This window comes from Streptomyces sp. NBC_00557, from assembly GCF_036345995.1.
Taxonomy (GTDB): Bacteria; Actinomycetota; Actinomycetes; order Streptomycetales; family Streptomycetaceae; genus Streptomyces.
In genome coordinates, this window is record NZ_CP107796.1 from 4,268,223 (window position 1) to 4,293,279 (window position 25,057).

Below are 25,057 nucleotides of genomic sequence, written 5' to 3' on the forward strand. Positions count from 1 at the left end.
AGTGAAGCCCGACTAAATCCGTCCGCGTGTCCGAAGACAATAGGTGAACGGGGCGGACTGTGGAACTTTCCCAGAACTTTTCGCGGGCGCGCGGCTCCGACACCCGATCGTGATGCGCCTCACGTAGTTTCCTACAACTCTACTCGCGTAGAAATTTTGTGCGGGTAGTCTGAAGGGACCTGCTCAGCACCACACACCGGGAGTGCCAGTGGCACGCGTCGTAGTCGACGTCATGCTCAAGCCGGAGATCCTCGACCCCCAGGGCCAGGCGGTCCAGCGTGCGCTGCCGCGCCTGGGTTTCGAAGGGATCTCGGACGTCCGTCAGGGAAAGCGTTTCGAACTGGAGGTTGACGGGCCGGTCGACGAGGCCGCGCTCGCCCGCATCCACGATCTTGCGGAATCCTTCCTCGCGAACACCGTGATCGAGGACTTCACCGTCAAGGTCGAAGAAGTGGCGGAGGCGGCGAAGTGACCGCTCGTATTGGCGTCGTCACTTTCCCGGGCAGCCTCGACGATCAGGATGCCCAGCGCGCGATCCGTCTCGCGGGCGCCGAGCCGGTCGCCCTGTGGCACAAGGACAAGGACCTCAAGCAGGTCGACGCCGTCGTCCTGCCCGGCGGTTTCTCCTACGGCGACTATCTGCGGGCCGGTGCCATCTCCCGGTTCTCGCCGGTGATGGAGACCGTCATCGAGCAGGCGAAGGCAGGACTTCCGGTCCTCGGCATCTGCAACGGCTTCCAGATCCTCACCGAGGCCCACCTCCTCCCGGGCGGCATGCTCGGCAACGACCACCTCCACTTCATCTGCCGCGACCAGAAGCTGCGGGTGGAGAACGCGGAGACCGCCTGGACCAGCGACTACCGCGCCGGCCAGGAGATCCACATCCCGCTGAAGAACATGGACGGCCGGTACGTCGCCGACGAGTACACCCTCGACAAGCTGGAGGCGGAGGGCCGCGTGGTCTTCCGGTACCTCGACTTCAACCCGAACGGCTCGCTGCGGGACATCGCCGGCATCACCAACGAGGCCGGGAACGTCGTCGGCCTCATGCCGCACCCCGAGCACGCCGTCGAGCCGCTGGTCGGCACGGGCCGTACCGACGGGCTCCCGTTCTTCACCTCGATCCTCAAGAAGCTGGTCAACGCATGAGCCGGACGCCTCTGGACACGGTCGAGCACGCGGCCGCGACCCCCGACGTCGAGCTGCCCTGGGCCGAACTGGGCCTGAAGAAGGACGAGTACGAGCGGGTGGTGGAGATCCTCGGCCGCCGCCCGACCGGCGCCGAACTCGCCATGTACTCGGTCATGTGGTCCGAGCACTGCTCGTACAAGTCCTCCAAGGTCCATCTGCGCCAGTTCGGCGAGAAGGCGCCGCAGAGCGACGCGCTGCTCGTCGGCATCGGCGAGAACGCGGGCGTGGTGGACGTCGGCCAGGGTTACGCCGTGACCTTCAAGGTCGAGTCGCACAACCACCCGTCGTACGTCGAGCCCTATCAGGGCGCGGCCACGGGTGTCGGCGGCATCGTCCGCGACATCATCGCGATGGGCGCCCGCCCGGTGGCCGTGGTGGACCCGCTGCGCTTCGGCGCGGCCGACCACCCCGACACCAAGCGCGTCCTGCCCGGCGTCGTCGCCGGCATCGGCGGCTACGGCAACTGCCTGGGCCTGCCCAACATCGGCGGCGAGGTCGTCTTCGACGCCTGCTACCAGGGCAACCCGCTGGTCAACGCCGGCGCCATCGGTGTGATGCGGCACGAGGACATCCATCTCGCCAAGGCCTCCGGCGCCGGCAACAAGGTCATCCTGTACGGCGCCCGGACCGGCGGCGACGGCATCGGCGGCGCCTCGATCCTGGCGTCGGAGACCTTCGACGACGCCAAGCCGTCGAAGCGCCCCGCGGTCCAGGTCGGCGACCCCTTCCAGGAGAAGCTGCTCATCGAGTGCACCCTGGAGGCCTTCAAGGAGAAGCTGGTCGTCGGCATCCAGGACCTGGGTGCGGCGGGCCTGTCCTGCGCCACGTCCGAGCTGGCCTCCAACGGCTCCGGCGGCATGCGCGTCACCCTGGACGACGTGCCCCTGCGTGACTCGACCCTGTCTCCCGAGGAAATCCTCATGAGCGAGTCGCAGGAACGCATGTGCGCGGTCGTGGAGCCGGAGAAGGTCGAGCGCTTCCTGCAGATCTGCGAGAAGTGGGACGTCATCGCCACCGTCATCGGCGAGGTGACCGACGGCGACCGGCTGGAGATCTTCTGGCACGGCGAGAAGATCGTGGACGTCGACCCGCGCACGGTCGCCCACGAGGGCCCGACCTACGAGCGGCCGTACGCCCGCCCGGACTGGCAGGACGCCCTCCAGGCCGACGACGCGAACAAGCTGCCCCGGCCGGAGACCGGCGAGGAGCTGAAGGACCAGGTCCTGAAGCTGGTCGCCTCCCCGAACCAGGCCTCCAAGAAGTGGATCACCCAGCAGTACGACCACCTCGTGCAGGGCAACACCGTCCTCGCCCAGCCGGAGGACTCCGGCATGATCCGTGTGGACGAGGAGACCGGCCTCGGCGTCGCCATCGCCACGGACGGCAACGGCCGCTACGCCAAGCTCGACCCGTACACGGGCGCGCAGCTGGCGCTGGCCGAGGCGTACCGGAACGTGGCGACGACGGGCGCGAAGCCGCTCGCGGTCTCCGACTGCCTGAACTTCGGCTCGCCCGAGGACCCGGCCGTGATGTGGCAGTTCGCCGAGGCCGTGCGCGGTCTGGCCGACGCCTGTCAGCAGCTCGGCACGCCGGTGACCGGCGGCAACGTCTCGCTCTACAACCAGACCGGCGAGGCGGCGATCCACCCGACGCCGGTGGTCGCGGTCCTGGGCGTGATCGACGACGTCGCCCGCCGCACTCCGGTCGCCTTCCAGGAGGAGGGCCAGCTGATCTACCTCCTCGGCGACACCCGCGAGGAGTTCGGCGGCTCGGCCTGGTCCCAGGTGATCCACGACCACCTCGGCGGCCTGCCCCCGAAGGTCGACCTGGAGCGGGAGCGGCTGCTGGCCGAGATCCTGATCTCCGCCTCCCGCGACGGCATGATCGACTCCGCGCACGACCTCTCCGACGGCGGTCTGATCCAGGCCGTGGTGGAGTCCGCGCTGCTCGGCGGCAAGGGCGCCCGTCTGGTCGTACCGGACGGCCTGGACGCCTTCACCTTCCTGTTCTCCGAGTCGGCCGGCCGCGCGATCGTCGCGGTGCCGCGCTCGGAGGAGGTCCGCTTCAACGACATGTGCGGTGCGCGGGGCCTGCCGGCCACCCGGATCGGTGTCGTGGACGGAGACACGGTGGAGGTCCAGGGCGCGTTCACGCTCACGCTGGAGGAGCTGCGGAAGGCCCACGAGGAGACCATCCCGGCGCTGCTGGCCTGACCCGCCCGCGTCGGCGGCGGCCCGCACCACCCCGACGGGTGGCGCGGGCCGCCGCCGTGTCCGCCCGGGGCCGGGCTCACAGGTCGCCGAACTGCTCCAGGAGGACGTCGACCGGGGTGTGGGCCGCAGCGGGCGCCGCGCCGTCGTGGAGCATCCGTTCCGCCCAGATGACCTTGCCGCGCGGGGTGTACCGCGTCCCCCACCGCTGGGCGAACTGCGCGACCAGGAACAGACCCCGCCCGCCTTCGTCCATGGTCGCCGCCCGCCGCAGGCGCGGAGAGGTGCTGCTGGCGTCCGAGACCTCGCACATCAGGCAGCGCCCGCGCAGCAGCCGCAGGGTGACCGGCGGGGCGCCGTACCGGATGGCGTTGGTGACCAGCTCACTGACGATCAGTTCCGTGGTGTAGGCGTCCTCCTCCAGCCCCCACTGCTCCAGCTTCTCCCTGCACCGGGCCCGCACCGAGGGCACGACCGCCGGGTCGGGCGGCACGTCCCACTCGGCGAGGCGGGAGCGCGGGACCAGCCGGGTGCGTGCCACCAGGAGCGCGACGTCGTCGCGGCGGTGCGCGGGTTTCAGGGCGTCGATCACCGCCTGGCAGGTCTCGTCCGGAGTGCACCCCGTGGCCGTGGCCAGCGTCCGGCGCAGTGCGTCCAGCCCGGCGTCGAGGTCGCGCGCACGGTCCTCCACCAGGCCGTTGGTGTACATCACCAGCCGTGCGCCTTCCGGCAGGTGCAGCTCGGCGGTCTCGAAGGGGTAGCCGCCCAGACCGAGCGGCGCGGAGACCGGCACCTCCGGGCAGAGCACCGTCCCGTCCGGAGCGACGACCACCGGGACGGGGTGCCCCGCACGGGCGATGGTGCAGGTCCCCGTCACCGAGTCGTAGATCGCGTACAGGCAGGTCGCCCCCGTCACGCCCTCTCCCTCGCGGCCGTCGCCGGTGGAGTCCTCGTTGTCCATGCGGACGACCAGGTCGTCCAGCTTCCCCAGTACCTCGTCCACCGGGAGGTCCAGGGAGGAGAAGTTGTGCACCGCGGTGCGCAGCCGCCCCATCGTGGCCGCCGCGTGCAGCCCGTGACCGACGACGTCGCCCATCGCCAGCGCCGCCCGTGCGCCCGGCAGCGGGATGACGTCGAACCAGTCGCCGCCCACCCCGGCCTCGGCCGGCAGGTACCGCCAGGCCACCTCCAGCGCGTCCTGCTCGGGCTGCCCGCGCGGCAGCAGGCTGTGCTGCAGCGTCACGGCCGTCGCGTGCTCCCGGGTGAACCTCCGGGCGTTGTCGATGGCCACCGCCGCGCGCGCCGTCAGCTCCTCCGCGAAGGACAGATCCTCCGGCTCGAACGCCGGGGACCGGCGGGTCCGGTAGAAGTTCGCCACGCCCAGGGTGACGTTCCGCGCCCGCAGCGGCACGGCCACCAGGGAGAGCATCCCCCGCTCCAGGGCCGTGCGCGTGCGCTCGGGAGCTTGCTCCCGCCAGCCGTGCGCCCGCCACAGGTCCGGCTCCAGCACGCCGGTGCCCCGCTGCAGCGCCAGCATCTGCGGAGTGCCGGACGACAGCGCGATGACGTCGTCCAGCGGATACACCGGCATCAGCTCCTGCGCGCCGCCGATCGCCGTGCGCCGCAGACAGCGCCAGCCCTCCGCCGTCGGTTCCCATCCGTGCAGCACCGGTTCGAGCAGATCCACCGTGACGAGGTCGGCGAACCGGGGCACCGCCGCGTCGGCCAGCTCCTGCGCCGTGCGCCGCACGTCCAGCGTCGTCCCGACCCGCATTCCGGCCTCGTACAGCAGCCGCAGCCGCTCCCGCGCCACCTCGGCCCGGCCCGACACCGTCGCCAGCTCGGTGGTGTCGCGCAGGGTGACGACGCTGCCGCTCCGGCGGTCGCCCGGGAACGTGGGCCGCTTGTTCACCGCGAGCAGCCGGTCCCGCACGGGACACACCTCGTCGGTGACCTCGTCCGGCGAGGTGAGCAGGGCCGTGAGCGCCTCCGGCAGGCCCAGGTCCAGCACCGAGGCGCCCGGTGCTCCCACGGACAGGCCCAGCAGGCGCCGGGCCTCGTCGTTGGCGACGACCAGCCGCCCGCCGGCGTCGGTGATCAGCACTCCTTCCCGTACGGCGTGCAGGACCGCGTCATGGTGCGCGTACATCCCCGCCAGCTCTGCCGGGGCCAGGCCACCCGTCTGCCGCAGCAGCCGCCGGGCCACCAGCGTCGTGCCCGTCCCGGCCAGCACCAGCGCGGCCAGGCCGGCGCCGAGGGCCATCAGCAGCTGCGGCAGCCACAGGTGAGCCACGTTCTTCACCGTCAGGCCGGCGGAGACCAGTCCGACGACCGTGCCGTGCGCGTCGGTGACCGGCACCACCGCCTGTACGTCCGTCCCCTTGCCGGCCGGCAGGGGCGGCCCGCCGGCCTGCTCCACCACGGTGTGGCCGTGCAGCGCCGGTGCGAGGGTGCCGACGAACTTCTTCCCGATCTCCCGGGGATAGGGGTAGGTGTAGCGGATCCCCTGGGTGTTCATGACGACGACGAAGTCCACGCCCGCCCGCTTGCGCGCCGCCTCGGCCCGCGGCTGCAGCACCGCCGTGGGGTGCCGGCTGCGCAGTGCCGGGGCCGTGCCCGGGGCGTTCGCGAACGACTCGGCCGCGACCACCGACGCCCGGCGGCCCTCCCGCAAGGCGTCGTTCGCTGCCTGCGTCACCAGCCCCGCCACCGCGGCGGAGACGAGGAGCAGCACGATCAGGACCTGGAGAAGGAACACCTGCCCGGCCGAGCTGCGAGGGTTGATCAGGCGAGGGAGCTGACGAGAGCGCCCGAAAGGCACCTCCACGTACCCTTCATAACACTTTCGGCACCGCCCGGCTGGCCGTGCTCGAAAAGGGCCTGAAGGACCGTGCCGCGGAGGCATAGGCTCACCCCCATGCCACCGGCCACCAAGCGCGCCCGCAGCTACGACCCCGCCAGAACCCGGGCAGCCGTCTTCGCCCAGTTCCTGAACGTGCGAGAGGCCGTGCGGCGTCTCGGTCCCGAGCAGCTCGCCCGGACCACGCGGCTCGGCGGGTGGACCGTACGCGACCTCGTCGTGCACATCGGCATGGCGCTGACCGCGATTCACCGGGCGCTCGATCTGCCGGAGCCGCCGAAGGCGGACGCCGTGCTGCTCGACTGGCCCTTCGCCACCGCGGCCAACTCCGCCGCCATCGACGAGTTCACCCGGCGCCTCGCCGCCGAGCACGCCGACCTCGACGCCTATCTCGCGGACGTCGGGCAGTCCCTGCGTGCCCTCCTCGACGAGCACCCCGGCAGCCGGATTCTCGGGACGAGTGCCGGTTCCATGTCCCTGGACGACTACCTGGTCACCCGTACCGTCGAGCTGGTCGTCCACACCGACGACCTGAACGCCGCCGTCCCGGGCCTCGAGGTGCCGTACGACCGCCAGGCCCTGGCCGCCGCCACCCGGCTGCTCGCCGACGCGCTCGCCGTGAAGGCGCCCGGCGGCTCCACCGAGGTGCGGGTGCCGCCGTACGCGGTGGTGCAGTGCGTCGAGGGGCCCCGGCACACCCGGGGAACCCCGCCGAACGTCGTGGAGACCGACCCGCTGACCTGGATCCGGCTCGCCACCGGCCGCCTGGGCTGGAAGGAGGCCCTGGAGGAGGCCAAGGTGAGCGCGAGCGGGGAGCGCGCGGACATCGGGGGGCTGCTGCCGCTGATGGCGTGAGCGGAAACCATCCCAGCGGCAGCATCCGCGCGGAACCGCCTGAGCGGAACCCGCGGGACCGGTCGGCCGTCGAATCAGCATGAACCGGTACAAGCAACGCATGATCCTCGCGCCGGCGGCCACCGTGCTCGCCGCGCTCACGCTGGCGTGCGGCAGCGGGAAGGCGGACAGTGGTGCGGTGACCGTCCAGCAGTCCGTGACCGGCATCAACTGGCGGGTCGACAGCCTCACCGTCGGCGGTACGACCCGGCACGCGCCCGCCTCCGCACGCCTGCGCATCGACACGGACGGCAAGGCGGCCGGCAACCTCGGCTGCAACCAGTTCAGCGCGCGGGCCACCGTCCACGGCGACCGCATCACCCTCGGCGATCTGCGCACCACCAGGATGGCCTGCGGCCCGGAGCGGATGGACTTCGAACGCGCCCTCGCGCGCGCCCTCACCACCGGCACGCTCACCGCCAGGACGGACCACGGGAAACTCACGCTCACGGACGGCGACGGCGACCGCATCCACCTCAGCGGCAACGCGCCCGGATGATGTGCGACACCTCACGTGCGCACCCGGCGCCCGGCCCGCCCGGCGCCGCCCGCCGGTCCACCGGCTGCGCCTGAAGCACCTCGCTGACCAGCGCGAACGCGGAAACCCACAAGGTGATCGACGGGCGCGAGCCGTCGTCGGCACGGATCCCCAATTCGGACCAGTGGTCGACCTCGCCTACACTCGGTGGCGTGCCACGTGGTGACGGTCGACTCAATCACGATCTGCTTCCCGGCGAGAAGGGCCCCCAGGACGCTTGCGGCGTCTTCGGTGTCTGGGCTCCGGGTGAAGAGGTCGCAAAGCTCACGTACTTCGGGCTCTACGCCCTCCAGCACCGGGGTCAGGAATCCGCGGGAATCGCGGTCAGCAACGGCTCCCAGATCCTCGTCTTCAAGGACATGGGCCTGGTCTCCCAGGTCTTCGACGAGACCTCGCTCGGCTCGCTCCAGGGTCACATCGCGGTCGGTCACGCCCGCTACTCGACCACCGGCGCCTCCGTGTGGGAGAACGCCCAGCCGACGTTCCGCGCCACCGCGCACGGCTCGATCGCGCTCGGCCACAACGGCAACCTGGTCAACACGGCGCAGCTCGCCGAGATGGTCGCCGACCTGCCGAACGACAACAACAGCCGCTCCACCCGGGTCGCGGCCACCAACGACACCGACCTGCTGACGGCACTGCTCGCCGCCCAGGTCGACGAGGACGGCAAGCCGCTCACCATCGAGGAGGCGGCCCACCAGGTCCTTCCCAAGGTGCGGGGCGCCTTCTCGCTCGTCTTCATGGACGAGCACACCCTCTACACCGCCCGTGACCCGCAGGGCATCCGCCCGCTGGTGCTCGGCCGGCTGGAGCGCGGCTGGGTGGTCGCCTCCGAGACCGCCGCCCTGGACATCGTGGGCGCCAGTTTCGTCCGCGAGATCGAGCCGGGCGAGTTCGTCGCCATCGACGAGAACGGCCTGCGCAGCTCCCGATTCGCGGAAGCGAAGCCCAAGGGCTGTGTCTTCGAGTACGTGTACCTGGCCCGCCCGGACACCGACATCGCCGGCCGGAACGTGTACCTCTCCCGCGTGGAGATGGGCCGCCGGCTCGCCAAGGAGGCCCCGGTCGAGGCCGACCTGGTCATAGCGACCCCGGAGTCGGGCACCCCGGCCGCCATCGGCTACGCGGAGGCCTCCGGCATCCCCTTCGGCGCGGGCCTGGTGAAGAACGCCTACGTCGGCCGGACCTTCATCCAGCCCTCGCAGACCATCCGCCAGCTCGGCATCCGCCTGAAGCTGAACCCGCTGAAGGAAGTCATCAAGGGCAAGCGCCTGGTCGTCGTCGACGACTCGATCGTGCGCGGCAACACCCAGCGGGCCCTGGTCCGCATGCTGCGCGAGGCCGGCGCCGCCGAGGTCCACATCCGGATCTCCTCGCCGCCCGTGAAGTGGCCCTGCTTCTTCGGCATCGACTTCGCCACCCGCGCGGAACTGATCGCCAACGGCATGACCATCGAGGAGATCGGCACCTCGCTCGGCGCCGACTCGCTCGCCTACATCTCCATCGACGGCATGATCGAGGCGACCACCATCGCCAAGCCGAACCTGTGCCGCGCCTGCTTCGACGGCGAGTACCCGATGGAGCTGCCGGACCCGGAGCTGCTCGGCAAGCAGCTGCTGGAGACCGAGCTGGCGGCCGGTCCCGCCGCCACGGCCGCGGCCGACGCGATCCGTCGCCCGTAACACCCCTGCAGTACGACACGAAAGCTCTCACAGTCATGTCTGAGACAACTGGTGCCAGCTACGCAGCGGCGGGCGTCGACATCGAGGCGGGCGACCGCGCGGTCGAGCTGATGAAGGAGTGGGTGAAGAAGACCCGGCGCCCCGAGGTCCTCGGCGGTCTCGGCGGCTTCGCCGGACTCTTCGACGCCTCCGCCCTCAAGCGCTACGAGCGCCCGCTGCTCGCCTCCGCCACCGACGGCGTCGGCACGAAGGTCGACGTCGCGCGCCGCATGGGTGTCTACGACACGATCGGCCACGACCTGGTCGCCATGGTCATGGACGACATCGTGGTGTGCGGCGCCGAGCCGCTGTTCATGACCGACTACATCTGCGTCGGCAAGGTCCATCCCGAGCGCGTCGCGGCCATCGTGAAGGGCATCGCGGAGGGCTGTGTGCTCGCCGGATGCGCCCTGGTGGGCGGCGAGACGGCCGAACACCCCGGTCTGCTGGGCGAGGACGACTTCGACGTCGCCGGGGCCGGTACGGGCGTCGTGGAGGCCGACCGGCTGCTCGGCGCGGACCGCATCCGCTCGGGCGACGCGGTGATCGCCATGGCGTCCTCCGGGCTTCACTCCAACGGGTACTCCCTGGTCCGCCACGTCCTGCTGAACACGGCCGGCCTGGCCCTGGAGTCCGAGGTCGCCGAGCTCGGCCGCACCCTCGGCGAGGAGCTGCTGGAGCCCACGAAGATCTACTCGCTGGACTGCCTGGCGCTGACCCGCACCACCGATGTGCACGCGTTCAGCCACATCACCGGCGGCGGACTCGCGGCCAACCTGGCCCGCGTGATCCCCGACGCGCTGCACGCCGTCGTCGACCGCTCCACCTGGACCCCGGGCGCCATCTTCGACCTGGTCGGCAGGACCGGGAACGTCGAGCGCCTCGAGCTGGAGAAGACCCTGAACATGGGCGTCGGCATGATGGCGATCGTCCCCGCGGAGTCCGCCGACGTCGCCCTCGCGACCCTGGCCGACCGCGGAGTCGACGCCTGGGTGGCCGGCGAGATCACCGACCGGGGCGCGAAGGAGACCGGCGCGGAGCTGGTCGGAGACTACGCCGCCTGATCCCGCGGCCGGCGACCGTGCCGACAGCACAGAAACCGGTCGGTGGCAGTGCCACCGACCGGACTGGTCAATGCAAGGTCAAGCGCCGCGACGGTGCTGGTGAGGACTCTCGTCCTCATCCTCGTCGTCGTCCTCGTAGAGGTCGGCGTACCGACGGTACAGGTCGTCGTCGTCATGCTCATCGGCGTCCTCGAAGCGGTCACCGTTCGGCGACTGGTTCGACGGCGACGTCGATGCGCCCAGCTCCTCGGCCAGGCGTGAGAGGTCCGTCCCACCGCTGTTGTACTTCAGCTGGCGGGCGACCTTCGTCTGCTTGGCCTTGGCCCGGCCGCGCCCCATGGCTCGACCCCCTCAACGACGGGGCTCGACGGCCCCAGAGTCTGACACGCGTTCATGATCTGGAACGGACTCTCCATGGAGAGGCCGGTCCGTAGGGCTTCCACGGTACCTGAGCCCGCGCCCATACGGTACGTCGCCCGCAGCACGCGCGTGTGCGCAGGACCGTCGAGGCGCCCTGTCCTCGCTGGTCAGTGGCGATTTTAACCACTTATCGGGGAACGACCCGCCGGTGGAAGTGAGAGTTCTCTCCAAGTTCCCGCCGACGGGTACCGCTCACCTGTGCGACCGGATCACTGCGGAGCGTGCCCGGAGCGCGCCTCGGCCATCCGCTGCTCGGCGATCCGGTCGGCCGCGGCGGCCGGCGGAATCCCGTCATCCTTCGCACGTGCGAAGATTGCGAGCGTGGTGTCGAAGATCTTCGCGGCCTTCGCCCTGCACCGGTCGAAGTCGAACCCGTGCAGCTCGTCGGCGACCTGGATGACACCGCCCGCGTTCACCACGTAGTCCGGCGCGTAGAGGATCCCCCGGTCGGCGAGGTCCTTCTCCACACCGGGGTGGGCGAGCTGGTTGTTGGCCGCGCCGCACACCACTCTGGCGGTCAGCACCGGGACGGAGTCGTCGTTCAGGGCGCCGCCGAGCGCGCAGGGCGCGTAGATGTCGAGCCCCTCGAGCCGGATCAGGTCCTCGGTGCCGGCGACCGCCGTCACGCCCGCGGGGTACTGTTCGAGGATCCGCTGGACGGCGTCCTTGCGCACATCGGTGATCACGACCTCGGCGCCCTCGTCGCGCAGGTGCCCGACCAGGTGACGGCCGACCTTGCCGACGCCGGCGATGCCGACCTTGCGGTCGCGCAGCGAGGGGTCGCCCCACAGGTGCTGGGCGGAGGCGCGCATGCCCTGGTAGACGCCGAAGGCGGTGAGGACGGAGGAGTCGCCGGCGCCGCCGTTCTCGGGGGAGCGGCCGGTGGTCCAGCGGCACTCGCGGGCCACGACGTCCATGTCGGCGACGTACGTGCCGACGTCGCAGGCGGTGACGTAGCGCCCGCCGAGCGAGGCGACCATGCGGCCGTAGGCGAGCAGCAGCTCCTCGGTCTTGTCGCGCTCCGGGTCGCCGATGATCACGGCCTTGCCGCCGCCGTGGTCGAGACCGGCCATGGCGTTCTTGTACGACATGCCGCGCGCGAGGTTGAGGGCGTCGGCGACCGCCTCGGCCTCGGTCGCGTACGGGTAGAAGCGCGTGCCGCCGAGGGCCGGGCCCAGGGCGGTGGAGTGGATGGCGATCACGGCCTTCAGGCCGGTGGCGCGGTCCTGGCAGAGCACGACCTGCTCGTGGCCTCCCTGGTCCGAGTGGAACAGGGTGTGCAGGACATCGGCAGGTGCGCCAATTACGTCGGTCACTGTGGTGACTCCTGTGTAAAGAGCGACGTTGTGGGGTGGACCCCTGGGGGCACCCCCACTGGTGGTGGGGGAGGGTGGCGGGGTGCCATGCGCGGCCGGTGGGCCGCAGACATGAGCGTAGAGCCTTGGTGCGACCACCATCCGTGCAGTGTTCAGGATCACTCTCCCGTGCCGCTTCCGCACGCATGACCGTGGGACGATTTGCAGTGGTTTCGAGGCGGACCCGATGGGGAGGGAGCAGGCGTGCCGAAGGTGTCCTCCGTGGTCGTCCCCTATGCCGCGTACCTGCGCGTGTACGAGCCGCTGGGCGCCTTCCCCGAGCCGGAGCGCGACCACTGGGCGCGCTACGCCCGCCGCCCCGACCGCCCCACCTACCAGGACGAACTGCGCCGCTCCCTCGCCGACTTGCTGCCCACCCCGCCGGTCGCGGTGCCCGTGCACGAGAGCAGCGACGCCTTCGTGGCGGAGGTCGACGGCGTGGTCTGCGTGTGCCCCTGGCGGACCCGGCTGCGCGGCTGGCAGGCGCTCGGCGAGCTGGCCGAGGAGCTGCCGGCACCCGTCCTGGACGCCGTGCTGCCCCCGGTCGTACGGCGCCAGGCCGCCCAGGACTACGAGCGCTGGCTGGCCCGCAACCCCGACGCCCGCCCGTGGATCCGCACGGCGACCTGGCAGGTGCCGCTGAACTGGTTCGTGCTGGTCTCCGACGGGGAGCGGCAGTACGAGAAGGGCACCGCCGACGTGCCGCCGCTGCTGCGCTACCGCACGCCCATGGTGCAGGCCCGGCGCCGGGTGGCGCGGGCGCTGCGCACGCTGCGGGACACCGTGGAGGAGGGGCCGCTGATCGACGGTCTCGTGGACGTCGGGCGCTGGCTGGAGGAGTTCCATCCGCGCTCGCTGGTGGAGCTGGACTACGGCGGCCTGGTGCATGTGCTGCCGGCCGGTGAGCTGGAGGGCGACCACTCGGCCGCGGACGTGGCCGAGGGCATCGACGCGCTGCGCCGGGGCGACGGGGCGGCGGCCGGGGAGGCCTACGCGCGGCTCGTGGAGCGGTGGCGCGCGGTGCGGGACCGGCGCTCGGCGAACTGAGGTTCCCGGATCGCGGCGAGAGTGACGTAGGTCACGGCTCGAACGGCGTCGAACAGCGTACGGTCTAGGCCACTTGACCCGCTCACGGGACGATGGTCCCGATCTGGACTTTTGTCTCAAGGGTGATGGACAGCACTTACAAGAGCCTTGCCCTAAGTGCCGCCCCTCATGCCAAAATAGGACAAGGAGTCCGGGGAGGACTCCGTTCGCCCAACTGTGCTCCAATGTGGGCGGATTCTCAGCATTGCACGCTTTGGGGGGTCTCGTGACTCCTGATCGTCCTGTGACTGATCGTCACAGTGGCGTGACTGTCCGCTATGGCATGGTCCATCGGCTTCCGTCGCTGATGGACACCTGGGAGGGCAATTCCATCGGTTTGGCCGACGCGGCTGGACAGATGGTGTAGTTGTAGTGCCGAGGACAAGCCGTTCGTCCTATAACCGACTCGACTCGCGTCCGCCATTTCGGGCAACGCGGGTCAAGGTGCAGAATTTAGAGGAAAGAACCGAGAAGGTTCGGTTCTCCCGAGGAGGCCGCTCATGACCGCTCGCACCCCTGATGCCGAGCCGCTGCTGACCCCGGCTGAGGTCGCCACGATGTTCCGCGTCGACCCCAAGACGGTCACGCGGTGGGCGAAGGCCGGCAAGCTCACGTCCATCCGTACGCTCGGCGGGCACCGCCGCTACCGCGAGGCCGAGGTCCGCGCTCTGCTCGCGGGTATCCCGCAGCAGCGCAGCGAGGCCTGAACAACCGCATAACCGGGCAATACGGCTGGTCCCCCAACCCGCCGAGGCGCCCGGAACCCTAGCTCCAAGCGACGCGGGACCTGCCCCAACAGGGCCCTCGCCCAAGCCGAAGAGAACGTTGTAGGCAGCGACACAGGGTGCGTCGTCGATCGCGCTGGACTCCGCCGGGTCCAGCGCGATCTTTTTTGTGCGCGGCCGGGGTGCGAGTGCCGTACGTGTGCGCGGCCTTGTCGGAGTCTGGGCGGGGGTGTCGGAACGGCTGTGGGGCAGCCCTGAGAGCAGTGCAATTGCACATATTAAATTGACCCGTTGTAGGACCGGGGTAAGTACCGCCCTTTCGGAAACTCATGCGGTGACTCCCGTCACATGGCTCGGCTGTTGTTGCCGGCGGCACGAGTGCGCTAAAGGAGCGGTGCCGTGCCAGCGTCCCACGCCTGCACGGGTGTTGGGGCTCGGACGGGGTCAGGCGGTGCGGGGACGTTCGTCCTCGGCTTCCTCGTCGCTCGCCTCGAGGTCCCGCGAGCCGGCGTCCATCGCCAGCCGCAGGAGGTGATGGCAGATGGGACAGTGGCGGGTGAGATGCCGGTAGGACGACGCGGCCGACAGATGCGCCCTGAGCAGCGCCCGCGTCTCGTGCCTGACCGATGCCGCCATACCCCACCTCCGCGGACCGCACAGGGGAACGGGCCCTGTCTTCTGGGTACCGACGGAATGTGACGCCGTCAAGGTGCCGAGCGCCTGCGGCGGAGGCGAAGAGAGGGCGGCTTCAGGGGGCTCCACCGCCCCGGAGCGCCGTGGCAGGGCGACGAGGGCCGGTGGGGCGGCCATGCACCCTTGACGGCCGCGAGCCCGCTCTGCGGCCCTGAAGGGACGCGCAGCGCTTGATCGCGGCTTCGCCGCGGGCGCGGCCTCCGGGTGAGGCGGGGCGGTGATGGGTGTATGACTGAGGCCCGCATCCCTTTCGGGTGCGGGCCTCAGTCGTTTCTGCGGTCCTGACGGGATTTGAACCCGCGGCCTCCACCTTGACAGGGTGGCGAGCACTCCAAACTGCTCCACAGGACCAGGTTTCGCGGCGCTTTGGTTGTGCACTGCGCTGCGAGAAGAGACTGTACAGGAGGCGAGGCCGCCTGGTCGAACTCACTCCCTGTGCGTGTGCTGTCACGGCACTGCCGAGTCGATCGCCTTCACGATCCGCTTGTCGGAGACGGGGTACGCGGTGCCGAGGGCGTGGGCGAAGTAACTGACCCTCAGCTCCTCGATCATCCAGCGGATGTCCAGGACCTGCTGCGGCACCGGACGGCCCTGGGGGAGCTGCTCCAGGAGCCAGGCGTACTCGTCCTGCATCTCGTGGACCTTCTCCATACGCGTGGTGTCCCGCTGGACGTTCGTCGGCATCTGCTGCAGACGCCGGTCCGCCGCCACCAGGTAGCGCATCAGGTCGGGGAGGCGCCGTATGCCGGCCCACGTGACGAACCCCGGCTTCACCAGGGCGTCCAGCTGCTTGCGGACGTCCGTCAGGTTCGCCAGCAGCGCCGGGCTCTGCACGGCCTTCAGACGGCGCTCACAGGCCTGCCACGCGGCCAGCACCTGCTGCACCTGGGCGACCGTACGGACCGTCGTGTCGACGATCTCCGCGCGCACCCTGTCGTACAGCTTGCGGTACGACTCCTCGTCCCACGCCGGGCCGCCGAAGTCCGCGATCAGCTTGTCGGCCGCCGCCATCGCGCAGTCGTCGAAGAGGGCCTGGATCGAGCCGTGCGGGTTCGCGGACAGCGCCAGCTTCTGGGCGTTCGTCAGCTTCTCGGACGCGAACTTCGCCGGGTTCACCGGGATGTTGCGCAGGATCAGCCGCCGGGTGCCCTTCCACATCGCCTCGGCCTGCTCGGCCTCCGTGTCGAAGAGGCGGACCGAGACCGTGTCGCCGTCGTCGACCAGGGCCGGGTAGGCCTTGACCGGCTGGCCGGCGCGGCGGGTCTCGAAGACACGGGTGAGCGTGCCGATCGTCCAGTCGGTCAGGCCCGTGCGCTCCAGGGACTCGCCGCCCTCGCGGGACGCGGTCGCCGCCGCTGCCTGGGAGAGGGCCTTGCGGGCCTTCGGCTTCAGGCGCAGCTTCAGGGCCTGAAGGTCCTTGTCCTCGGCCAGCTTCCGGCGTCGCTCGTCGACGATCCGGAAGGTGATCTTCAGATGGTCGGGGACCTTGGACCAGTCGAAGTCGTCGGCCTCGAACGGCACGCCGACCATCCGCTTCAGCTCGCGGGCCATCGTCACCGTCAGCGGCTCCTGGAGGGGCACCGCCTTCTCCAGGAACGCCTTCGCGTAGTTCGGCGCGGGGACGTAGTTGCGGCGGATCGGCTTGGGGAGGGAGCGGATCAGCTCCGTCACGACCTCCTCGCGCAGGCCCGGGATCTGCCAGTCGAAGCCCTCGTCCGTGACCTGGTTGAGCACCTGGAGCGGGATGTGGACGGTCACGCCGTCGGCGTCCGCGCCCGGCTCGAACTGGTAGGTGACCCGGAACTTCAGGTTGCCCTGCCGCCAGGTGTCCGGGTAGTCGGCCTTGGTGACCGCCTCCGCCGACTCCCGGATGAGCATCTCCCGCTCGAAGTCCAGGAAGTCCGGCTGCTCCTGCCGCTTGCGCTTCCACCAGGAGTCGAAGTGCGCGCCGGACACGACGTGTCCGGGCACCCGCTGGTCGTAGAAGTCGAACAGCGTCTCGTCGTCGACCACGATGTCCCGGCGCCGCGCCCGGTGCTCCAGCTCCTCGACCTCGCTCAGCAGCCTGCGGTTGTCGGCGAAGAACTTGTGGTGCGTACGCCAGTCGCCCTCGACCAGCGCGTTGCGGATGAACAGCTCGCGGCTGACCTCGGGGTCGATCCGGCCGTAGTTCACCTTGCGCTGGGCGATGATCGGGACGCCGTACAGCGTGACCTTCTCGTACGCCATCACGGCCGCCTGGTCCTTCTCCCAGTGCGGCTCGCTGTACGTCCGCTTCAGTAGATGCCCGGCGAGCGGTTCGACCCACTCCGGCTCGATCTTCGCGTTGACCCGCGCCCAGAGCCGGGAGGTCTCCACCAGCTCGGCCGACATCACGAACTTCGGCTGCTTCTTGAACAGCGCCGAACCCGGGAAGATCGCGAACTTGGCGTTGCGGGCGCCCAGGTACTCGTTCTTGCTGCCGTCGCGTACGTCCTTCATCCCGATGTGGGACAGGAGGCCGGCGAGCAGCGAGACGTGGATGCGGTCGGCGGGGGCGTCAGTACCCGCCGAAGGCTCCTCGAGGTGCATGCCCATCTGCTTGGCGACCGTGCGCAGCTGGGTGTAGATGTCCTGCCATTCGCGGATGCGCAGGAAGTTCAGGTACTCCTGCTTGCACATCCGGCGGAACGAGCTGGAGCCCCGCTCCTTCTGCTGCTCGCGGATGTACCGCCACAGGTTGAGGTAGGCGAGGAAGTCGCTGGTCTCGTCCTTGAAGCGGGCGTGCTGCTGGTCGGCCTGGGTCTGCCTGTCGGCCGGACGCTCGCGCGGGTCCTGGATGGACAGGGCCGCCGCGATGACCATGACCTCGCGGACGCAGCCGTTCTTGTCGGCCTCCAGGACCATCCGGGCCAGACGCGGGTCGACGGGCAGCTGGGCCAGCTTGCGGCCGGTCTCGGTGAGGCGCTTGCGCGGGTCCTTCTGCGCCGGGTCCAGCGCGCCCAGCTCCTGCAGCAGCTGCACGCCGTCGCGGATGTTGCGGTGGTCCGGCGGGTCGATGAAGGGGAACTTCTCGATGTCGCCGAGGCCGGCCGCGGTCATCTGCAGGATGACGGAGGCCAGGTTCGTCCGCAGGATCTCGGCGTCCGTGAACTCCGGGCGGGCGAGGAAGTCCTCCTCGGAGTACAGGCGGATGCAGATGCCGTCGCTCGTACGGCCGCAGCGGCCCTTGCGCTGGTTGGCGCTGGCCTGCGAGATCGGCTCGATGGGCAGCCGCTGGACCTTGGTGCGGTGGCTGTAGCGGCTGATCCGGGCGAAGCCGGGGTCGATGACGTACTTGATGCCGGGCACCGTCAGGGACGTCTCGGCGACATTCGTGGCCAGCACGATCCTGCGCCCGGTGTGCGGCTGGAACACCCGGTGCTGCTCGGCGTGCGAGAGCCGGGCGTACAGCGGAAGGATCTCCGTGAACCGGTACTTCTTCTTCTCCAGGGCATCCGCGGTGTCCCGGATCTCGCGCTCCCCGGAGAGGAAGACGAGGATGTCGCCGGGGCCTTCGGCCTGGAGTTCCTCGACGGCGTCGCAGATCGCGGTGATCTGGTCGCGGTCGGCGTCCTCGGAGTCCTCCTCCAGCAGCGGCCGGTAGCGCACCTCGACCGGGTAGGTCCGGCCGCTGACCTCGATGATCGGGGCGTCGCCGAAGTGCCGGGAGAACCGCTCGGGGTCGATGGTCGCCGAGGTGATGACGACCTTCAGGTCCGGCCGCTTCGGCAGCAGCTGGGCCAGGTAGCCGAGCAGGAAGTCGATGTTGAGGGACCGCTCGTGGGCCTCGTCGATGATGATCGTGTCGTAGGCGCGCAGCTCGCGGTCGGTCTGGATCTCGGCGAGCAGGATGCCGTCCGTCATCAGCTTGATGAAGGTGGCGTCCGGGTTCACCTGGTCGGTGAACCGCACCTTCCAGCCGACGGCCTCGCCGAGGGGCGTCTTCAGCTCCTCCGCCACGCGCTCGGCGACGGTCCGGGCGGCGATGCGCCGGGGCTGGGTGTGCCCGATCATGCCGCGCACGCCGCGGCCCAGCTCCAGACAGATCTTCGGGATCTGCGTGGTCTTGCCGGAGCCGGTCTCACCGGCCACGATGACGACCTGGTGATCGCGGATGGCGGCCGCGATCTCGTCCTTCTTCTGGCTGACCGGCAGCTGCTCCGGGTAGCCGACGGCGGGCACGCGGGCGCGCCGCTCGGCCATGCGGGCCTCGGCCTTGCCGACCTCCGCCTCGATCTCGGCGAGGACGGCGGCGCGGGCCTCCGGCTTACGGATCTTGCGCGCGCCCTCGAGCCGCCGGCCGAGCCGGTGCGCGTCGCGCAGCGACAGCTCGGTCAGACGGGGGGCGAGGGTGCCGAGAGCGGGGGCTGGGTGCGTAGACATACGCGACCCAGGATCTCACCCCGGCCGAAAAACACGCGAACCATTTGACTCGGAGCGCCAGCCGCCTGCCGAGCTGCCAAAGTAGCCGGTATGTCCGATTCGCGCTGGACGGCCTTCAAACGGTCCCCCTTCCTCCCCGCGACGGTCCTCCTCCTGCTCATCGCCGCCGCGGCGGGCCTCTTCGCGGGCTCGTACACCTACGCCATGGCCAACCCGACCCCGCACAGCATCCCCGCGGCGGTGACCGGCGCCTACGACGCGCCGGCGGCCCGGCGCTTCATCGGGGGCATGGAGCAGGCCCTGCATGCCTCCCTGAAGCTCCATCCGTACGGCAGCAGGCGGGACGCCGTCGGCGCGGTCGACCAGCAGAAGGTGTTCGCGGTCGTCGATGCCCCCGCCGGCGGCCGGTCGATCGTCCTGGACGTGTCCGGCGCGTCCGGCGCGACGGTCGCGCAGGTGCTCGCGGAGGCCGGGGCGAAGGTGGGCAAGGCCACCGGCACCACCGTGCTGGTCCGCGACCTCAAGCCACTGCAGCGGGGCGATCCGAGAGGACTCGCGATCTTCTACATCTCGCTCGCCGCCGGGATCGTCGGATTCGTCGGCGCCATCCAGCTCAGCGTGCACGCCCGGGCGCTGAACCCCCTGGAGCGCATCGCCTACATCGTCGCCTACGCCCTGCTCGGCGGGTTCACGATCGCCGCGGTGGTCGACTGGTGGCTGGGGGCGCTGAAGCTGCCGTTCGCGGAGTCGTGGGCGATCCTCGCCCTGACGATGCTCACCGCGGGCATGGTGTTCACGATGTTCAACACCCTGGTCGGACGGTGGGCCATGCTGCCGACCTGGGCGCTGATGGTGCTGCTCGGCAACCCGTCGTCCGGCGGCGCGGTCTCCTGGCCGCTGCTGCCGTCCGCGCTCGGCGCCATCGGCCGCTGGCTGCCGCCCGGCGCCTCGGTGAACGCCCAGCACACCGCGGTGTACTTCCGCGGCCACCAGCACGCCTTTCCCTTCCTGGTACTGGCGGGCTGGACGGTCGTCTCCTGCACGGTGTTCCTGACCTGGCGGCACCGCCACCCCGGCGGCCGCCCGGAGGAGCCGCCCACGCCGTCCTAGGAACCGGTGCGCTGAGCGGGCGCCGTGGCGGGAGCCGGGCCGGTGTGCTGAGCGGGCGCCGCGGGGGAGCCAGGGTCGGCGGGGCGAGAGGCCGTCGCGTCCCTCAGGCCGATCGACTTCGCCGTGTTGGCGACGGCCTTGATGCCCAGATAGGCGGTCGTCATGCTGCTCACGGCGGTGAACGCGGCGGTCAGGATGCCGACGATCACCGACTCGTCCCCGTCGAGCCGCCACACACCGAACATCGCGACACCGGCGATCGCGAGATTGCTGACGATGACAGCGAGCAGTCCGTACCGCGCCCGCGTCTTCTCCACCTCGGTGTCGTCCGCCACGGATCCCCCCACAGACCAGTACGACCATGCCCCGTACGACGAAGGCCGCGCACCTTTTCAGGCCGCGTCCCGGCGGGGCGTCGCCCGATCATAGGGGGCCGGGGTGCCGGGTGGTAGGCGTCCCACTCGCCCAGCGAGACCACGTGCACGTCCGGGACCACGGTCACCTGCACGTCGACGTACACCGTCGTACCCGAGTACGACCTGCACTACAACGCCTTGGCGGATGCGACGTCCCCGGACGGCCCAGGGACGGCCCGGGGCTGACCTGGAACAGAACCGCCCGCCGGCCACCGCCAGCCGGTGGCGTGCAGGGCTTCCGCCTGCGCTCTGACGACGACTCGGAGCTGATCCGCGTCAGTGATGCCGACGTACCCCGGTTGCGCGGTCGATTGAGCAGCATGCTTGCGATAAAAGCCGCCAGGAGCTTCGATCATCCACCCGTCGGATGCGGCAGCGCAGAGAAGAACGACAGCGACCGTCTCCCAAGCGGGGAGCGGCGGCCACGCCCCGACCGAAAGCAGCAGCGGCGTTCGCGCGGTCAGCTGCTGCCCCATGACGGGAAAGCGGTCCTCATCGAACGCGGCCAGCAGCGTCTCGTAAGTGAGGGGACCTTCCGGGGGGTCATAGGGTCCCGCGACCGTGGAGCCGTCCGGCAGCAGGTCCAGCCCTGCGGAGACGCACCATCCCATCTCCGGGTGATCTTCCATCGCGGCGATGTCCCGGACCAAGCCCCCGGGTGCGATCAAGTCGTCTGCGTCCAGTGTGCGTACCAGCTCGCCGGTTGCTCGCGACAGGGCCAGCGTGCGGGCCGCCCCGGCACCGCCCTTGCTCCCCGTTCCGGGCGAGATCCAGGACTCGTTTGGGAGGGCGTTGAGTGGCCTGCCCGTGGTCCCGTCTTCCTGGACGAGCCACTGAACGTCCCATCCATCGGGGAGACGGTCACGCTCAGCCTGGAGAGACTCGTAGGCGTCGAGCAGGTATCCCTCCCCTCCGTCGTAGACGGGTGTTACCACACTGATGATTCGCGTCATGACCATCGCCTCAAAGGTGTGACGTAACGGAGTTCCACGCGGTCCGCGGGCAGCGGTATGTCAGTCACCTCGACAGCCTGACCGGCGGTGGAGTACGAAACCTTCCTCACGCGGAGCACGGGGCGTACCGGTTGGCGTAACCGACACTGAAACGGCCCCACCGAAGATCTTCGGTGGGGCCGTACGCCCTGATAGGACGGCGGTGGCTGGGGCCGGGGTCGAACCGGCGACCTTCCGCTTTTCAGGCGGACGCTCGTACCAACTGAGCTACCCAGCCACGGTGTTTCACGTGAAACACCAGCGGTCCTGACGGGATTTGAACCCGCGGCCTCCACCTTGACAGGGTGGCGAGCACTCCAAACTGCTCCACAGGACCCAGCGTGCATGCAACAGTGTCGCACACGGTATTGCGTGCCCCCAACGGGATTCGAACCCGTGCTACCGCCTTGAAAGGGCGGCGTCCTAGGCCGCTAGACGATGAGGGCTATCGGCCCGCCTGGGCGCTTCGTCAGCGCGTCGGGGACGTGAGAAGCATATGGGATGGCGGGGAGTATCGCCAAAACGGTTTAGGGCGAGGGGGTCGACGCGGTCGGGGAGGAGGGGGACGGGGTGCCCGGGGATGATCCGGCCTTCGGGCGGTTCTCGTCCGCCAGATGGCGGCTGACCTCGGCCGTCGTCTCTCCGAGCCCGCCCAGTTTGATCGCGTCCCAGGCCTGCAGACGGTGGCTGTCGCGGTCGAAGTAGAGGATCGAGGCCTCGACGGGAGCGGGGTACTGGTGCTCCACCGCGCGCAGTCCGCTGCCGCCCGTGGAGCCCTCCATACGCAGCCGGGTGCCGTACCGCAGCATCTCGTCCCCTTCGTGGTGCAGATGGCCGCACAGCACCAGCGGCACCTCGCCGTCCGTCTCACGGGCCGCGGACGGCTCGTGGGCGATCGCGACGTCGACCGGGGTGCCGCCCGCCCGCTGGTCGCGCAGGGCGCTGGCCAGCCGGTCGCCCGCCAGCTGCTCGGCCGCGTTCCCGCCGGGCGCCACCGAGCGGTCCGGGGTGAACTGCGGGTCGCCGATTCCCGCGAACCGCAGGCCTGCCACGGTCTCCGCCCGGCCGTCGTCCAGGACGTGCACGTTCTTCATCCGCTCCAGATAGCGCTGGGTGGTCCGGGAGTCGTGATTGCCCCGCACCCAGACGTACGGCACGCCCAGACCCCGGATCGGGTCCAGGAAGCCGTTCTCCGCCGCCGTACCGTGATCCATCGTGTCGCCGGAGTCGACGATCACGTTCACCTTGTACTGCTCCACCAGCGAGGCGATGATCTTCCAGCTCGCCGGGTTGAGGTGGATGTCGGAGACGTGCAGGACCCGGATGGTGGAGGGGTCCGGCTGGTAGGCCGGGAGCGTGGAGGTGACGTCGTAGAGCTTCGTCACGTTCGTCACCAGGCGGGCCAGCTCCTTCTGGTAGACGTCGAAGTCGGTGACGATGCTGCGCGCGTTGCCGACCACCGCCGGCGCCGAGCTGAGCAGCCCGGAGAACCTCGGCTCCAGCACCGACTTCGGGTTCCACGTGGCGTACGCGCTCGCCCCCGACGCGGCCAGCAGGGCCAGTGCCAGGCCGCCGGCGGCCAGGGCCCGGCGGGGCCTGCGGTAGACGGCGAGGCCGAGGGCGGTGGCTCCGGCGACCACCGCGGCACAGGAGCGCACCGCCAGGTCCAGCGTGCCGTGCTCGACGTCCTGGGCGATCTCGTCCTGGAGGCCGGAGATCCGCTCGGGATGGTCGACCAGGGCCTGGGAGCGCAGCGGGTCGAGCTGGTCCACGTTCACGTCCAGGCGGACGGGCGCCACATGGGTGTCCAGGCTCAGCGCGCCCAGCGGGGAGACGTTGATCTTCGTGCCGCCGGCCAGGGACGGGCGCAGCGCCATCGTCGTGTTCATGGGACCGACCGGGGCCCGTACGTTCCCGACGATCAGCAGCCCCAGCCAGGCGCCGACCAGCACGACCGCCGTCAGCCCGAGGGCGCGGAGCCACGGGTGGGGACGCGCGGCGAGCTCCAGGGCGGGGAGCGGGCGGGTGCGGTGGGTGCGGCGGAAGGCGGGGAGCAGGCGGGTCGCCGTGAGGTGGCGCAGACGGGTCGTCATCCTGCGGAACACTGTGACGGGGACGCGGACCATTGGGGCCGTATGCCCGGGTGCGGGGGCGGATATGCGGTGCCGCACCGGTCTCGTACGGCGCCCGGTACCGGACAATGACCATGTGCTGGAGATGACGCGCGAGGAGTTCGAGGAACTGGTCGCCGAGGCGCTCGACCGGATCCCGCCGGAGCTGATGCGGCTCATGGACAACGTGGCGGTGTTCGTGGAGGACGAACCGCCCGCCGACGATCCCGAGCTGCTCGGCCTGTACGAGGGCACCCCCCTGACCGACCGGGGCGAGTGGTACGCGGGGGTGCTGCCGGACCGGATCACCATCTATCGCGGGCCGACCTTGCGGATGTGCGACAGCAGGGAGGACGTCGTCGCGGAGACCGAGGTGACCGTCGTGCACGAGATCGCCCACCACTTCGGCATCGACGACGCCCGGCTGCACTCCCTCGGCTACGGATGAGCCCGATACGGCGCGGCGCGTGTCCTCTTGTGGGCGGCGGGAGTTGGGGAGGTTGACTTCTCCTCTCGCCTCCGGAGGTGGCCGCCGTGCGCCCCTTGTCCGTACCCGTCCGGCTCACCGTCACGGCGCTGACCCTCGCCGCGGCCGCCGGCTGTGTGAACGTGGGTGACGACGCGGGCCGGGCCAGGCCCGCGCACTCGGCCGGCCGGCACGGCGGCGAGGCGCCCGACGGCGGCCCGGTCGAAGGCGCCGGCGGCTTCGGCGGGCACGACGGCAAGGCGGGCGACGACAAGCACGGGCACGACCGCAAGGCGAAGCGGGACGGGGACTCGGCCTCCCCCTCGGCCACCCCGTCCGGCGAGAAGAGCGCGACCGCGGCACCGGCGAAGCCGGGCACGACCGTCCGGCCCGGCGACCCCGCGCCGACCAAGGCGCCGCCGACCCCGCCGGCCACCTCAGCCCCGCCCGCGCCGCCGGCCTCGACCCCGCCACCGGTGACCTCCGCGCCGCCGTCGGCCGAGCCGTCCTCCTCGGCGCACGAGGGGCCGGGGTCGCAGCTCGTCGAGCGCGAACCGGCACCGGAGCCCGCGGCGGGGGCGGCGGTGTGAGCGCGGGGAACGGTGTGCGGGGCGGGGCCTGACCTGCGGGGACGGGCGCAGTTTGCCTTCGGGGGTGGTGAGTGCGTATGGTGGCAGATCGTTTGATCCCATTTGCCCGGCGCCAACACAGAGCGCGCCGTGTGGCGCGTACTCTCCTTTGCCGTGGCGGACCGCATTGAGGCGGTCGTGAGCGAATCACGGAGTTGACGGGCGCGTGCCG

At 70.6% G+C, this 25,057-nt stretch carries 20 protein-coding genes and 4 tRNA genes; 12 read left to right on the plus strand and 12 right to left on the minus strand.

The features are described from left to right. Positions 1-208 precede the first annotated feature (208 nt). From purS to purL, 3 genes are read left to right on the plus strand one after another with little or no spacing between them, the layout of a single operon-like run. Positions 209-472 carry a phosphoribosylformylglycinamidine synthase subunit PurS gene (gene purS, locus OG956_RS18330; protein ID WP_015659417.1) on the plus strand — a complete coding sequence of 88 codons (264 nt, stop codon included), beginning with the start codon at positions 209-211 and terminating at the stop codon, positions 470-472. Continuing rightward, entirely contained in the window at positions 469-1,149 is a 681-nt protein-coding gene (gene purQ / locus OG956_RS18335) for a phosphoribosylformylglycinamidine synthase subunit PurQ (RefSeq protein ID WP_330339046.1), read from the plus strand. Before purS ends, purQ begins: the two co-directional genes overlap by 4 nt. Then, on the plus strand, positions 1,146-3,404 hold the full coding sequence (gene purL, locus OG956_RS18340) for a phosphoribosylformylglycinamidine synthase subunit PurL (RefSeq protein ID WP_330339047.1): 2,259 nt from the start codon (positions 1,146-1,148) through the stop codon (positions 3,402-3,404). Before purQ ends, purL begins: the two co-directional genes overlap by 4 nt. A 76-nt stretch (positions 3,405-3,480) precedes the next feature. Here purL and OG956_RS18345 read toward each other — a convergent pair whose 3' ends face one another. After that, positions 3,481-6,306 carry a SpoIIE family protein phosphatase gene (locus OG956_RS18345; RefSeq protein ID WP_443065574.1) on the minus strand — a complete coding sequence of 942 codons (2,826 nt, stop codon included), beginning with the start codon at positions 6,304-6,306 and terminating at the stop codon, positions 3,481-3,483. A 12-nt stretch (positions 6,307-6,318) separates the two neighbouring features. Between OG956_RS18345 and OG956_RS18350 the strand changes: the two genes are divergently transcribed. The 4 genes from OG956_RS18350 to purM all read left to right on the plus strand — a co-directional run bounded on the left by OG956_RS18350 (position 6,319) and on the right by purM (position 10,478). Further along, positions 6,319-7,116: a maleylpyruvate isomerase family mycothiol-dependent enzyme gene (locus tag OG956_RS18350; RefSeq protein ID WP_330339049.1), complete on the plus strand. Its 798-nt coding sequence runs from the start codon at positions 6,319-6,321 to the stop codon at positions 7,114-7,116. Positions 7,117-7,216: 100 nt separating this feature from the next. Beyond that, positions 7,217-7,654, plus strand: a complete 438-nt coding sequence (locus OG956_RS18355) for an META domain-containing protein (protein ID WP_330339050.1) — start codon at positions 7,217-7,219, stop codon at positions 7,652-7,654. A gap of 191 nt (positions 7,655-7,845) precedes the next feature. After that, positions 7,846-9,375, plus strand: coding sequence for an amidophosphoribosyltransferase (gene purF, locus OG956_RS18360; RefSeq protein ID WP_330339051.1), 1,530 nt, complete (start codon positions 7,846-7,848; stop codon positions 9,373-9,375). Positions 9,376-9,410: 35 nt separating this feature from the next. Continuing rightward, complete coding sequence (gene purM / locus OG956_RS18365; protein ID WP_330339052.1) at positions 9,411-10,478, plus strand: phosphoribosylformylglycinamidine cyclo-ligase; 1,068 nt, start codon at positions 9,411-9,413, stop codon at positions 10,476-10,478. 78 nt (positions 10,479-10,556) lie between these two features. Here purM and OG956_RS18370 read toward each other — a convergent pair whose 3' ends face one another. Further along, a complete protein-coding gene (locus OG956_RS18370) occupies positions 10,557-10,817 on the minus strand; it encodes a DUF3073 domain-containing protein (protein ID WP_330339053.1) in 261 nt (86 codons plus the stop codon). Positions 10,818-11,107: 290 nt separating this feature from the next. Then, positions 11,108-12,214 carry a Leu/Phe/Val dehydrogenase gene (locus OG956_RS18375; protein ID WP_330339054.1) on the minus strand — a complete coding sequence of 369 codons (1,107 nt, stop codon included), beginning with the start codon at positions 12,212-12,214 and terminating at the stop codon, positions 11,108-11,110. A 243-nt stretch (positions 12,215-12,457) separates the two neighbouring features. Between OG956_RS18375 and OG956_RS18380 the strand changes: the two genes are divergently transcribed. Then, a complete protein-coding gene (locus tag OG956_RS18380) occupies positions 12,458-13,300 on the plus strand; it encodes a hypothetical protein (protein ID WP_330339055.1) in 843 nt (280 codons plus the stop codon). 539 nt (positions 13,301-13,839) lie between these two features. Beyond that, positions 13,840-14,046: a developmental transcriptional regulator BldC gene (gene bldC, locus OG956_RS18385; RefSeq protein ID WP_003949541.1), complete on the plus strand. Its 207-nt coding sequence runs from the start codon at positions 13,840-13,842 to the stop codon at positions 14,044-14,046. A 462-nt stretch (positions 14,047-14,508) separates the two neighbouring features. Here bldC and OG956_RS18390 read toward each other — a convergent pair whose 3' ends face one another. The 3 genes from OG956_RS18390 to hrpA all read right to left on the minus strand — a co-directional run bounded on the left by OG956_RS18390 (position 14,509) and on the right by hrpA (position 19,161). After that, positions 14,509-14,700, minus strand: coding sequence for a DUF6274 family protein (locus tag OG956_RS18390; protein WP_330339056.1), 192 nt, complete (start codon positions 14,698-14,700; stop codon positions 14,509-14,511). Between the two features lie 333 nt (positions 14,701-15,033). Continuing rightward, a tRNA-Asp gene (locus OG956_RS18395) sits at positions 15,034-15,108 on the minus strand. Positions 15,109-15,204: 96 nt separating this feature from the next. Then, entirely contained in the window at positions 15,205-19,161 is a 3,957-nt protein-coding gene (hrpA, locus tag OG956_RS18400) for an ATP-dependent RNA helicase HrpA (protein ID WP_330339057.1), read from the minus strand. 90 nt (positions 19,162-19,251) lie between these two features. Between hrpA and OG956_RS18405 the strand changes: the two genes are divergently transcribed. Beyond that, complete coding sequence (locus OG956_RS18405; protein WP_330339058.1) at positions 19,252-20,271, plus strand: ABC transporter permease; 1,020 nt, start codon at positions 19,252-19,254, stop codon at positions 20,269-20,271. On the opposite strand, the gene OG956_RS18410 is transcribed toward OG956_RS18405, so the two are convergent. From OG956_RS18410 to OG956_RS18435, 6 genes are all read right to left on the minus strand, one after another. Further along, on the minus strand, positions 20,268-20,606 hold the full coding sequence (locus tag OG956_RS18410) for a hypothetical protein (protein ID WP_330339059.1): 339 nt from the start codon (positions 20,604-20,606) through the stop codon (positions 20,268-20,270). The two genes, OG956_RS18405 and OG956_RS18410, sit on opposite strands and share 4 nt — an antisense overlap. A 209-nt stretch (positions 20,607-20,815) precedes the next feature. Continuing rightward, positions 20,816-21,640, minus strand: a complete 825-nt coding sequence (locus OG956_RS18415) for a glycosyltransferase family 2 protein (RefSeq protein ID WP_330339060.1) — start codon at positions 21,638-21,640, stop codon at positions 20,816-20,818. Between the two features lie 203 nt (positions 21,641-21,843). Beyond that, positions 21,844-21,917: transfer RNA gene (locus OG956_RS18420), tRNA-Phe, on the minus strand. Positions 21,918-21,941: 24 nt separating this feature from the next. After that, positions 21,942-22,016, minus strand: a tRNA-Asp gene (locus tag OG956_RS18425). Between the two features lie 36 nt (positions 22,017-22,052). Next, positions 22,053-22,125: transfer RNA gene (locus OG956_RS18430), tRNA-Glu, on the minus strand. Between the two features lie 81 nt (positions 22,126-22,206). Continuing rightward, positions 22,207-23,772, minus strand: coding sequence for a metallophosphoesterase family protein (locus tag OG956_RS18435; RefSeq protein WP_330339061.1), 1,566 nt, complete (start codon positions 23,770-23,772; stop codon positions 22,207-22,209). A 115-nt stretch (positions 23,773-23,887) separates the two neighbouring features. On the opposite strand from OG956_RS18435, the gene OG956_RS18440 reads away from it, so the two are divergent. Further along, a complete protein-coding gene (locus OG956_RS18440) occupies positions 23,888-24,238 on the plus strand; it encodes a metallopeptidase family protein (protein ID WP_330339062.1) in 351 nt (116 codons plus the stop codon). A gap of 86 nt (positions 24,239-24,324) precedes the next feature. Further along, a complete protein-coding gene (locus OG956_RS18445) occupies positions 24,325-24,846 on the plus strand; it encodes a hypothetical protein (protein ID WP_330339063.1) in 522 nt (173 codons plus the stop codon). Positions 24,847-25,057 lie beyond the last annotated feature (211 nt).